Here is an 11,528-nt window from a genome sequence, read left to right on the forward strand (position 1 = left end):
GGACCGCTCCCGAGCGCGGCCAGCGCCTCCGCCGCCGCGACCGCATGCCAGGGCGCATGCGGGGAGGCGCGGCCGGCCGGCGCGCGGCCGGGACCCGCCTTTTCTCCCCCCTCGCGGCCGCTCACCTTCGGATCGGCTTCGGATGCATGTGCGAGATCGCCATGCCGACACCATGCCCGAGAGCGGGCGGGAAGGTCAAAGCGACCGGCTGCCCCGGGCGGCGAGCACCGCCCCGGCCGCCGCGCGGCCGCTCAGGAAGGCGCCGTGGGCGGTCGAGAAATCGTGCTCCGAGCAGGCCTCGCCGGCAAAGAAGAGCCGGTCGTCCACCGGCCGGGCGAGCGCCGACCGGCAGCCGGATTTGCCCGGCAGGGCGTAGGAATAGGAGCCGCGCGCCCAGGGATCGGCGCCCCAGAGATGGGTCGCGACCGGAGCGATCCGCTCCGCGAAGGCGCTGCCGAGAAGGGCCCCGAGTTCGCCCTTCGCATGCTCGAAGAACGCCTGCGGGCCGCCGGCTTCGAGCGAGGCGGCAAGCCTTCCGCCGAAATAGGCCTCGACGAGGGGGCGTCCGAACGGCCGGAAGTGATAGGCGGCCGTCTCGGTGCGGTCGGTCCGGCCGAAGAGGCGGCTCTCCTGCTCGAACGCCTCGGCATCCGGCAGCGACAGAAAGAGCTTGATCGCGAGGCCGAGCGGCAGCCCGGCCGCCGCCTCGATCCGCTCCGGCAGCGCCGGCGAGAAGCGCAGCCCCTCCCCCGCGAGCACGCCCGACGGCACCGCGACGATCGCCCGGTCCGCGGCGATGGCGCCCTTCCCGGTCTCGATCCGGAGCCGCCGTCCGCCATGGTCGATCGCGGTGACCGGACATTCGAGGACCGCCGGAAGGCCGGCGCCGAAGGCGGCGACGGTGGTGCCGTAGCCTTCCGCCACCCGCCAGTTCACCCCGCTGTCGTCATAGGCGCCGAGATCGCGGGCCGAGACGCGGTCGGGCTCGGCGCCGCTCACATAGGTCCCGACCGCGCCGATGAGGGCGTTCCACCGGCAGCCGGGATCGAGGAAATGCGCGGCCGGGACGTCCGGCCCGGGCGGAGCCGCATCCATGCGCCGGTGATAGGCCTGAAGCGCCGCCAGGAAATCGGCCTGATCGGCGAGCGGGAAGCCGATCGGAAGCGCGCGGCGCCCCCAGGGCGGCGGGGTGCGGTCGATGGCGCGGCCCTGCCCCTCGGCGACGGCGGGCCAGGGATTGCGGTCGGCCGAATGCAGCCAGCCGCAGCCGAGATCGAGCGGCGCGCCGGCCGGACCTTCGACCGTCCAGGCCCGGCCGCCGAGGCGCGGGCGCGCCTCGAGGAGCAGGCAGTCGACCCCGGCATCATGGAGCCGCCGCGCCGCGGCGAGGCCCGCCGCCCCGGCGCCGACGATGACGACCTCGGCTTCCGACCGTCCCAAGGCGTCACCCCGCCCGGCGCAGGATCATGCGGCCCAGGATCATAAGGCCCAGGATCATAAGGCCCGGACGCGGCGGAGCGCGGCGCTCACACGGCCAGCGTCTCGGAGGGCTGCAGCACCACCACGCGCGTCCCGAGCGGCACGCGGTCATAGAGATCGATCACGTCCGCGTTGAGAAGGCGCACGCAGCCCGACGAGACAGCCTGGCCGATCGAGAGGACCTCGGCCGTGCCGTGGATGCGGTAGAGCGTGTCCTTGCCGTTCTGGTAGAGATACATCGCGCGGGCGCCGAGCGGGTTGCCCGGGCCGCCCGGCATGCCGGTCGCATATTCCGCGAGCTCCGGCTGGCGCGCGATCATCTCGGGCGGCGGAAACCATTTCGGCCATTCCTGCTTGTCCTCGATGGTGGCGTCGCCGTTCCAGGCGAAGCCTTCGCGGCCGATCCCGACGCCGTAGCGCATGGCCATGCCGCCATCCTGGACGAGATAGAGGAAGCGCGCGCCGGTATCGATGACGACGGTGCCGGGCGGCTGGCCGGTCGGATCCGCCACGATCTGCCGGTGGAATTGCGGCGGCACCTTGGCGAGGTCGACGGCGGCGACGGGAAACGGCTCCTGCGTCGGCGGCACCAGCATCATCGGCTGCACCAGGGCCGGGGCCGGCCTGGGGGCGACCTCGGTGCAGGCGGAAGCGAGCAGCGCACCGGCCCCGCTCAGGAAGATACGTCTGTCGATCACGGCTCTGTTCCCGTGCCCCTTCCGGGGCGGACTGTCGCGAGAACGAAATTCCCATGCCCGCTCAAGGTCAAGACAATGCGCGGCGCTGACGGTCCGAGCGCGTGCGGGCGTGTCGTTCCCGCCACGTTCGGACGCCCTCACCGCCAGTTCGCAAGGATCGTGGCGGTATCGGCGAGCTCGATCTGCTCGGAGAAGCGATGCGCGTAGAGCGTCATCAGCGCGTCGTGCGTCTCGTCCGAGCCGCTGCAGAGCGCATCGCGGGCGATGACCACGCGAAAGCCGTGATCGACCGCGTCGAGCACGCCGGCGAGAACGCAGACATCCGTCTCCGCGCCGCTGACGACGAGCGTGTCGACCTTGCGCGCCAGGAGGAAGGCGGCGAGATCGGTGCCGTGGAAGGGCGAATAGCGGAACTTGTCGAGGACGCGCGCCGGCGGGGCGAGACGCGCGAGCGCGGGCACGATCTCCAGCAGGCCCGGGTCGATGTTCCGGCGGGTGAGGTCGCGCCAGCGCTCGTAATAGGCGCGCCACATGCCCGGCATCTCCTCCGGGTCCTCAGGGGGGATGAAGCGCGTGAACACGGTCCGCTCGGCATGCGCCTCGGCGAGGCGGGCGACGACCGGGAGCACGCGGTCCATCCACGGCGTATGCCAGGGCGTGGCATCCGCGAAGAGGTTCTGCATGTCGATGCAGAGATGAACCGTGGTTTCGCCGAGCGGGCCCCAGCGCAGGACGTCGATTTCCTTCATGGCCGGTCATAACGGGCGCGGCCGGCCTTTCGATCCGGGCCGGCCGGCGGAAGGCCTCAGTCGTGCGCCGGCTCCGGCTCCGCGCCGGGCGGGCGCCGCTCCCGCATGCCGAGGAAGACCGCGAGCGCCAGGAAGAGCAGCGTCAGCACGTAGAGCCCGATCGCGATGCCGCTCTGGAACAGGATCGCGTAATCCCCTCCGGAGATCGAGAGCGCGCGCCGGAAGTTGCTCTCCATGTCGGCGCCGAGGAGAAGCCCGAGAACGACCGGCACGACGGGGATCGCGAGCTTTCGCAGCACGTAGCCGAGCACCCCGAAGAGCACCATCATGAAGAGGTCGAAGGGCGAGTGGCTGATCGAGTAGATGCCGACGAAGCTCACCATCACCACGAAGGGCATCAGCGCCCACATCGGGATCGCGAGCATCCGGGTGAAGAGGCCGACGAGCGGCAGGTTCATCGCGATCAGCACGAAATTCGCGAAGAAGAGCGAGGCGATCAGGCCCCAGACGACGTCCGGCTCCTTCTGGAAGAGGAGCGGGCCCGGCGTGATGTTGAGCGAGATGAGGAGCGCCAGGAGGACGGCGGTGGTGCCCGATCCGGGCACGCCGAGGCTGAGCATCGGCACGAGCGCGCCGCCGGCGGCCGCATTGTTGCCGGCCTCGGGCGCCGCCACGCCGCGCGGATCCCCCTTGCCGAAGGTTCCGCGGCGGTCGGAATAGCGCTTCTCCATCGTATAGGCGAGGAACGAGCCGAGCGAGGCCCCCGCCCCCGGCAGCACGCCGGCGACGAAGCCGATGACGGAGCCGCGCAGCATGGCGCCCGCGGAGGCGGCGATCTCGCGTCCCTGGGCGAAGGCGCGGCTCACGCGGACGGCGCGCGCGCTGATGCCGCCATGCCCTTCCTCGAGCAGGACCAGGACTTCCGAGATCGCGAAGAGGCCGACGATCGCGACGATGGCGTCGAACCCGTCGAACAGCTCGAACACCCCGAAGGTGAAGCGCGGCACGCCGCTCTGCGGATCGATGCCGACCGTGCCGAGGGCGAGACCGAGCGCGGCGGCGAGCAGGGTCTTGGCGGGGTTTGTCCCGGTGATGCCGCCGATCGTGGCGAAGGCGAGGACATAGAGCGCGAAATATTCGGCCGGTCCGAAATGGATGGCGAAGCGGACGAGCAGCGGCGCGAACAGGACGAGGCCGATCGTGGCGAGAATCGCGCCCACGAAGGAGGCGATCGCCGAGATGGCGAGCGCTTCCGGCGCCTTGCCCTTCTGCGCCATCGGATAGCCGTCGAGGCAGGTCATCATGGCCGGCTCGTCGCCGGGTATGTTGAGCATGATCGAGGAGATCCGCCCGCCATACATGCAGCCGTAATAGACGCAGGACAGCAGGATGAGGGCCGAGGCCGGCGCGAGCTGCAGCGAGAACGCGACCGGGATCAGGATCGCCACGCCGTTGACGGGGCCGAGACCCGGGAGGGCGCCGATGATCGTGCCGAGAAAGCAGCCGATGAGCGCCAGCACGATGTTGAGCGGCGTGAAGGCGACGGCGAAGCCGTGTGCCAGGAAGCCCAGGGTCTCCATTTGGCCTCGGACCGGGCGCGTTCAGAAGGAGAAGGACGGGGCGAGCGGCAGCGGCAGCCCGAGCACGCTATCGAACACCAGGAACAATCCGCCGCCGACAGCCACGCCGAGCACCAGAGCGGCGAGCCAGGCGGCCCCCAGGACGCGCGCCAGCACAGCGCTGGCGAGCGCCGTCGCCAGCGGGAAGCCGAGCGGCTCGAGGAGCAGCGGATAGAGCACGAGCACCGCGAGCGTGGCGGCCTGGCCGACCACGCCCGGCCAGACGAACCAGCGCGGATCCGGATCCGGCCGGAAGATCAGGTAGAGCGAAAACAGCCCGAGCGGGACCGCCACCAGCTTCGGGAAGGCGGCCGGGCCGACCGGATCCCCGAAGGTCACGGCATATTGGCCGGCCGCCACCCAGAAGGCGACGGCGAGCGCCAGAAGGACGGCGCCCGCGACACGGTCGCTCAGGCCGTTGGTCACTTGATGACCCCGATCGCCTTCGAGACCTTGCGCATGTTCTCCTCGGACTGGCGGACGAAGGCCTCGAAGTCCTTGCCGCCCCGCCAGATCGGGGTCAGGCCCTTCGACTTGGCCGTCTCCTGCCATTCCTTGGATTCGTAGAGCTTCTGCATGATGGCCAGCCAGCCGTCATAGGCCTCGTCCGAGACCTTGCCGCCCATGTAGAAGCCGCGCCAGTTGTAGCCCTCGAAATCGACGCCCTGCTCCTTCGCCGTCGGCGCGTCCGGGAAGGCCTCGAGCCGGTCGCCCGACATCACCCCGAGGACCTTGACGTCGCCGGACTGGATGAAGCCGCCGATCTCGCCGATATCGGTCGAGACCACGCCGATATGGCCGCCCATCAGCTGGGTGACCGCGTCGCCGCCGCCCGAGAACTCGACCCATTTCACGCTCTTCAGCTGGTCGGTCGCCATGCCCGCCTTCTCGAGGAGCATGAGGAGCCGCAGATGGTCCCAGCCGCCGACGCCCGAGGATCCGGCCGCGACGACCGAGCCCGGATCGGCCTTCAGCGCGGCGAGGAGATCCTGCAGCGAATTGAACTTCGAATCCTTCTGGACGAGCACGACCCCGACATCCGCGCCGAGCATCGCGAGCCAGCGCATGGCGTCGACGCCGGCCGGGTACTTGCCCTGCGCGATCTGCGTGATGCCGACGGTCGAGGTCGCGACGACGAGGTCCGGATCGTCCGAGCGCTTCGACGCGACATTGGCATAGGCCACCGCGCCGACCGCCCCGGTCATGTTCGTCACCTGCACCTGCCCGCTGACGAGGCCGGTATCGGTGAGGAGCTTGCCGACCGTGCGGCAGGTGAAGTCCCAGCCGCCGCCGGGATTCGCCGGCGCGATGCACTCGGGGTTCTGGGGCGAGAACGCCGCGAGCGGCAGAATCAGTGCGGCAACGGCCGCGACGCGTCCGAGGCGTCGGAACATCAAGCTTCCTCCCGTGCTGTGCGGCGATCCCGCATCGTGGTTCCGGGCGAGTTGACCATCTCGGCGGGACATGGTCAAGCAGCGGCAAGGGCCGCGACCGCCAGATCAGCCGCCCGCACAACACGACGTCGAGGAGGAATCCGATGCGAGCCGACGACAAGCGCGCAGATCCCGCAAATGAACGCTTCATCGAGGTCGTGGAAGTCGGGCCCCGCGACGGATTCCAGATCGAAAGGACCTTCATACCGACCTCGGAGAAGATCGCGATCATCAATGCGATGATCGAGGCCGGCGTTCGACGTCTGGAGGTGACCTCCTTCGTCTCGCCGCGCGCGGTGCCGCAGCTTGCCGACGCCGCCGAGGTGCTGGCCGGCATCGACCGCTCCAAGGGCGCGTTCCTGACCGCCCTCGTCCCCAACCCCAAGGGGGCCGAACGGGCGGCGGAGGCCGGCATCGACGCGATGGTGGTGTTCTGCTCGGCCTCCGAGACCCACAACGCGAAGAACGTGAACAGGACGATCGCGGAATCGCTCGCCGGCTTCCGCGAGGTCGTCGCGGTGGCGGAGGACGCCCGGATCCCGGTGGTCGGCGCGATCGCCACGGCCTTCGGCTGCCCGTTCGAGGGCGAGGTTCCGCCCGACGCGGTGGTGCGGGTCGCGCGGGCCTATCGCGATCTCGGCATCCGCCAGGTCGGGCTCGGCGACACCACGGGCATGGCGACGCCGCCGACCGTCCAGTCGGCCGTGCGGGCACTCGCCGCCGAGACGCCGGAGCTCGAGATCGGGCTCCACTTCCACAATACGCGCGGGATCGGCCTCGCCAACGTGCTGGTCGGGCTCGCGGAGGGAATCCGCCGCTACGACGCCTCGATCGCCGGGCTCGGCGGCTGCCCCTTCGCGGCGGGCGCGACCGGCAACATCTGCACGGAGGACCTCGTCTACCTCCTCCAGGAGAGCGGCTACCAGACCGGCATCGACCTCGACGCGCTCTGCGCGATCGCGCGGCGGGTCGAGCGCCTCATCGGGCGCCCGCTCCCCGGCCAGGTGATGAAGGCCGGCCCGCGCCTCAAGCGGCACGCCGCCGACGAAGTGGCCACCGCGGCGGGATGAGCCGCATGGACCAGCCTCTCGCCGGCATCCGCGTCGTCGACCTCACGCGCATCCTGTCGGGCCCGTTCTGCACCATGATCCTCGGCGACCTGGGAGCGGAGGTGATCAAGATCGAGCCGCCCGACCGCGGCGACCACGTCCGCGCGCAGGGCTCGATCGTCGACGGCTTCAGCTGGTACTTCGCCGCCTTCAACCGCAACAAGCGCTCGGTCGGCCTCGACCTCAGGACCGAGGATGGCAAGGCGCTGCTCGCCCGCCTCATCGAGACCGCCGACGTGCTTGCGGAGAACTTCCGCCCCGGCGTGCTGGCGGAGATGGGCTTCGACGAGGCCCGCCTGAAGCGCCTCAACCCGCGGCTCGTGGTGGCGAGCGTCAACGGCTACGGCTCGACCGGCCCCTATGTCGACCGCCCGGCCTTCGACTTCATCACGCAGGCGATGTCGGGCTTCATGGCGGTGAACGGCACGCCGGAGAGCGGCCCCCTGCGCGCCGCGCCGCCGGTGACCGACCTCGTGGCCGGGCTCTACGCCGCGCTCGGCGTCGTGGCGGCGCTGCGGGTCGCCGAGCGCGCGGGCACGGGCCAGCGCGTCGAGGCCAGCATGATGAACGGCATGATCAGCATGATGGCCTATCTCGCCTCGACCCAGCTCGCGACCGGCGAGACGCCGCCGCCGACCGGCAACGACCACCCGGTCTCCTCGCCCTACGGGCTCTTCCACGCCATGGACGGCGACGTCGCCATCGCACCGAGCACGCCGCCGGTGCTGAAGCGCTTCCTCGGCACGATCGGGCTCGAGGACGTGCTCGCCGACCCGCGCTTCGCGACCAATGCGGACCGCATCCGCAACCGCGCGGCCCTCAACGCGCTGATCGACGAGAAGCTCGCCGGCGACACGCAGGCGAACTGGGTCGCCAGGCTCAACGCGGCCGGCGTGCCGAGCGGGCGCGTGCAATCGCTCGCCGAAGTGTTCGAGGACCCGCAGGTGCTCGCCCAGGAGATGGTGATCGACGTCCCCCATCCGGGCCACGGCACGGTCCGCATGACCGGGTTCCCGATCAAGCTCTCGGAGACGCCCTGCCGGATCAACCGGCCGGCGCCCGATCTCGGCGCCGACACAGGCGACGTGCTGGCGGAGATCGGGGTCACGGAGGCGGAGCTCGCGGACCTGAAGGCGCGCGCCGTGATCTGAGCCCGGTCAGCCGAACAGGCGCACCGGCCGCCGGCCGCTTTCCGGCGCGCCGTCCTCCCGGCCCCAGGTCCTGATGAAGTGCGGCACGCGGGTGGCCGGCATCGGCTTGGCGAAGAGATAGCCCTGGCCGACATCGCACCCCGCCTCGGCAAGGAGGTCCGCCTGCCCGGGCGTCTCCACGCCCTCCGCGACGATGTCCATGCCGAGCGTATGGCCGAGCGTGACGACGGCAAGCGCGATCGCCCGGCTGGCGGCATCCTCCTCGATCGACTGGATGAAGGACCGGTCGATCTTCAGCGTGTCGACCGGGAACTGCCTCAGATGCGTGAGCGAGGCGTAGCCCGTGCCGAAATCGTCGAGCGCGATGCTGATGCCGGCGCGGTGCAGCTCCTGCAGGCGCGCGCCGACGGCATCGCCCTCGCGCCCGAGGAGCACGGTCTCCGTCACCTCCACGCCGAGCTGCGCCGGAGCGAGGTCGAAGCGGGCGATCCGGTCGAGCAGAACCTCGACGAGGTCGGGCCGCCGGAACTCGGCCTCGGAGAGGTTCAGTGCGACCTGGCCGAAGGCGACCCCCTGCTCGGCCCAGTCCGCCATGTCCCTGAGGCAGAGATCCAGCATGCGCTCGCCGAGCCGGCCCGCGATCTCCGTGTTCTGGAAGGCGATCGCGAAGGCGGCCGGCGGCTGGACGCCGAATTCGGGATGGCGGCGGCGCACCAGCGCCTCGAGGCCCGTCACGCGGTTGGTGGCGAGGCAGATCTTCGGCTGATAGAAGGGCAGGATCTCGTCGCGCTCGAGGCTGCGCCGGATGCTGGCGCAGACCGCGACCCGCTCCTCGGTGACATGCCGCATGGCCGGCTTGAAGACGACGGCGCGGCCGGCGCCGCCGCGCTTGCCGACATAGAGGGCGACGTCGGCATTGGTGAAGAGCTCCGCCGCCGAGCCGGCGTGATAGGGGTGGAGCGCGATCCCGATGGTCGCGCGGACGGCGATCGATTCGCCGGAAAACGCGATCGGCCGGACGATCTCGGCGGCGAGCCGGCTGGCGAGCGCATGGGCCTCCTCGGCCCCGCCGATCGGCTGGACGAGGATCGCGAACTCGTCGCCGCCGAGACGGGCGACCATCCCGGTCTCGCCGACCGCGGCTTCGAGCCGCTCAGCCACCGCCTTCAGAAGCGCGTCGCCGGCGTCGTGGCCGAGCGTGTCGTTGACGTCCTTGAAGTCGTCGAGATCGAGGAGGAGGAGCGCGGTCGAGTCCGTCGGGACGTCGGCCGAGACGGCGTCCTCCAGGCGCTCCTGGAACAGCCGCCGGTTCGGCAGGCCGGTGAGCGAATCGCGGTTGGCGAGCTCCCACATGCGGTTCCGCGCGAGCTTGGCGTCGGTGACGTCGGTGAGCGCACCGAAGGCCCGGCGCGGCTCGCCGTCCACCCTCTCGACCTGGCCGATGGTGCGCAGCCAGCGGCGCCGACCGGTCGCCGTGACATAGGGCAGCTCGAGATCGTAGGTGCCGTCGTTCTCCACGATCTCCCTGAACTTGGAGCGTATGAGCTCGCCGCCCTCGCCCTCGTAGCGGCTCAGCTGCCATTCGAGGTCCGGAGGGCGGTCGCGGGGCCATTCGGTGATCTCGAAGGTCTGGTCGGTCCAGCGCAGCTCGCGCGTCCGCAGGTCGACCTCCCATCCGCCGACCTTGGCGAGGCGCGCCATCTGCTCGAACAGCGTCTGGCGCCGCGTCAGCTCGCGGCTCTGCATCTCCAGCATCTGGCGGTCCCGCTGGCGGGAGATCGCCTGGCCGATGAGCATCGCGACGGTGGCGACCAGATCGCGCTCCTCCGGCAGCGGCTCCGCGGCGCCGGTGTCTGCGGACCTGTAGCCGACCTCGACGGACCCGACCGTGCTGCCGCCGGCGACGATCGCCGCCGAAATCGGCTGCGCCGGCTCGCTGAAGCTGCCCGAAAGGTACGCCGCGCCATCGCAGACGACGCGGCAGACCGCATCCTCCGGAAAGCGCATGGCCGAGGGCAGCACGAGCGTGATCCAGTCGAGGAACACCGGAAGCGACGTGTCGTCCTGGTTGCACGCCATGGCGATCGCATGCAGGCAGCGGAGCTCCTTCATCCGCTCGCGCAGCTCGTAATTGCGGCACTCGAGCTCCTGCTCCGCCGCGCGCTGGGCGTGGATCTCGGTCAGGGTGCCGACCCACTCCACCAGCCGCCGGTTATTGTCCACCACCGGCACGGCGCTTACGCCGAACCAGCGATAGACCCCGTCTTTTCGCCTGATCCGGCATTCGAACCGGCAGGGCTCGCCCCTCGCCACCGCGCGGCGCCAGTTCTCCTGCGCCACGGCCCGGTCCTCCGGGTGGACGGCTTCCATCCAGCCCGACCCGGCCATCTGCTCGAAGGTCTGCCCGGTAAATTCCTCCCAATAGGGGAGCGGTTCCGCCGCGATGCCCTCGCTCTCGGCGGTGAAGACGACGCTGCTCATCGCCGCCACCAGCGAGCGGTAGCGCCGCTCGCTGGCCTTGAGGCGCTCCTCGGTGTCGCACTGGGCGGCGTCGCACTGGGCGGCGTCGCACTGGGCGGCGTCGCGCTGGGCGGACATGTCGGTGGGGCAATCGATCATGCGGGCGGTCCGGTTCGGACAGTCGCGGTCGGCCCGGGAAAGACGCCGCCGCCCGCAGCGGACGGCCTGCCGCCCGACCGCTGCGTCCATCCAGTTTCGATCGACGCGGACTCATGCTGCATCACAGATCTACGCACCAGTCCCCAAGAAATATGCAATCAGAGGCATTACGGATTCGCTAATCCCGCAAATCACGCTTCGAACCGAGCGCCGGGAGCGGCATCAGAACCCCTTCGAGCTTTCCGGCTAAGGACGAAAACTGTTGCCGTCGAAGAATTTCCGCTTGAGAGCATAAGCGAGGGCAAGCACCAGGGCGACCGCAATCACGATCAGGAGGACGACCATCAGGACGCTTCCGAGGATCGCGGTGAGCGCCTTCCAGAAACCCACCTGGGCGATGAGGATCGCCAACAAGACCAAGATGAGAATCGGCATCCGGCGCTCCCTGTTTTCCGGATTCGTAACCGGCCCGACCCTCCGCGGGCAAGCATGCCGGCCATGGCATCGCCCGGATCGGACGCTATGTTCGGGCACTGCCATGGGGCCATGGTCTCCTCGACGAAACGACGGCATGTGCGGAACGCCCGTCGCCCTTTTCCTTGCGTGTGCGCTCGCCGCCGCCTCCGGCGCGCCCGTGCGCGCGCAGGACGGGCCGGCACCGCCCGCGCACG

At 70.4% G+C, this 11,528-nt stretch carries 10 protein-coding genes; 2 read left to right on the forward strand and 8 right to left on the reverse strand.

Annotated elements, in window-relative coordinates; genetic code table 11:
• Window positions 1-195: 195 nt before the first annotated feature.
• From E4O86_RS20060 to E4O86_RS20085, 6 genes are all read right to left on the reverse strand, one after another.
• Window positions 196-1,440, reverse strand: a complete 1,245-nt coding sequence (locus tag E4O86_RS20060) for a flavin monoamine oxidase family protein (protein ID WP_161142328.1) — start codon at window positions 1,438-1,440, stop codon at window positions 196-198.
• A gap of 86 nt (window positions 1,441-1,526) precedes the next feature.
• A complete protein-coding gene (locus E4O86_RS20065; protein WP_343039200.1) occupies window positions 1,527-2,177 on the reverse strand; it encodes a L,D-transpeptidase in 651 nt (216 codons plus the stop codon).
• 137 nt (window positions 2,178-2,314) lie between these two features.
• On the reverse strand, window positions 2,315-2,926 hold the full coding sequence (locus tag E4O86_RS20070) for a cysteine hydrolase family protein (RefSeq protein ID WP_161142329.1): 612 nt from the start codon (window positions 2,924-2,926) through the stop codon (window positions 2,315-2,317).
• A gap of 56 nt (window positions 2,927-2,982) precedes the next feature.
• The gene (locus E4O86_RS20075; RefSeq protein WP_161142330.1) at window positions 2,983-4,506 is read right to left on the reverse strand and encodes a tripartite tricarboxylate transporter permease; all 1,524 of its coding nucleotides are present in this window, start codon (window positions 4,504-4,506) and stop codon (window positions 2,983-2,985) included.
• A 21-nt stretch (window positions 4,507-4,527) separates the two neighbouring features.
• The gene (locus E4O86_RS20080) at window positions 4,528-4,971 is read right to left on the reverse strand and encodes a tripartite tricarboxylate transporter TctB family protein (RefSeq protein WP_205520996.1); all 444 of its coding nucleotides are present in this window, start codon (window positions 4,969-4,971) and stop codon (window positions 4,528-4,530) included.
• A complete protein-coding gene (locus E4O86_RS20085) occupies window positions 4,968-5,939 on the reverse strand; it encodes a Bug family tripartite tricarboxylate transporter substrate binding protein (RefSeq protein ID WP_161142331.1) in 972 nt (323 codons plus the stop codon). Before E4O86_RS20085 ends, E4O86_RS20080 begins: the two co-directional genes overlap by 4 nt.
• A gap of 143 nt (window positions 5,940-6,082) precedes the next feature.
• Here E4O86_RS20085 and E4O86_RS20090 point away from each other — a divergent pair, with 143 nt between their 5' ends.
• Together E4O86_RS20090 and E4O86_RS20095 are read left to right on the forward strand one after the other, a co-directional pair.
• Window positions 6,083-7,048, forward strand: coding sequence for a hydroxymethylglutaryl-CoA lyase (locus tag E4O86_RS20090; protein WP_161142332.1), 966 nt, complete (start codon window positions 6,083-6,085; stop codon window positions 7,046-7,048).
• Between the two features lie 5 nt (window positions 7,049-7,053).
• The gene (locus tag E4O86_RS20095; protein ID WP_161142333.1) at window positions 7,054-8,238 is read left to right on the forward strand and encodes a CaiB/BaiF CoA transferase family protein; all 1,185 of its coding nucleotides are present in this window, start codon (window positions 7,054-7,056) and stop codon (window positions 8,236-8,238) included.
• A gap of 6 nt (window positions 8,239-8,244) precedes the next feature.
• Here the strand turns inward: E4O86_RS20095 and E4O86_RS20100 are convergent, their stop codons facing one another.
• Complete coding sequence (locus tag E4O86_RS20100; protein ID WP_161142334.1) at window positions 8,245-10,857, reverse strand: sensor domain-containing protein; 2,613 nt, start codon at window positions 10,855-10,857, stop codon at window positions 8,245-8,247.
• Window positions 10,858-11,103: 246 nt separating this feature from the next.
• Window positions 11,104-11,292, reverse strand: coding sequence for a hypothetical protein (locus tag E4O86_RS20105; RefSeq protein ID WP_161142335.1), 189 nt, complete (start codon window positions 11,290-11,292; stop codon window positions 11,104-11,106).
• Window positions 11,293-11,528 lie beyond the last annotated feature (236 nt).

Origin of the sequence: Propylenella binzhouense, from assembly GCF_009866965.1 — a bacterium.
GTDB lineage: Bacteria > Pseudomonadota > Alphaproteobacteria > Rhizobiales > Afifellaceae > Propylenella > Propylenella binzhouense.

Bases quoted from the DNA above. Each gene is read 5' to 3' on its own strand.
- E4O86_RS20070 (WP_161142329.1), bottom strand. From the start codon at position 2,926: ATGAAGGAAATCGACGTCCTGCGCTGGGGCCCGCTCGGCGAAACCACG.
- E4O86_RS20075 (WP_161142330.1), bottom strand. From the start codon at position 4,506: ATGGAGACCCTGGGCTTCCTGGCACACGGCTTCGCCGTCGCCTTCACG.
- E4O86_RS20085 (WP_161142331.1), bottom strand. From the start codon at position 5,939: ATGTTCCGACGCCTCGGACGCGTCGCGGCCGTTGCCGCACTGATTCTG.
- E4O86_RS20090 (WP_161142332.1), top strand. From the start codon at position 6,083: ATGCGAGCCGACGACAAGCGCGCAGATCCCGCAAATGAACGCTTCATC.
- E4O86_RS20105 (WP_161142335.1), bottom strand. From the start codon at position 11,292: ATGCCGATTCTCATCTTGGTCTTGTTGGCGATCCTCATCGCCCAGGTG.
- E4O86_RS20095 (WP_161142333.1), top strand. From the start codon at position 7,054: ATGGACCAGCCTCTCGCCGGCATCCGCGTCGTCGACCTCACGCGCATC.
- E4O86_RS20100 (WP_161142334.1), bottom strand. From the start codon at position 10,857: ATGATCGATTGCCCCACCGACATGTCCGCCCAGCGCGACGCCGCCCAG.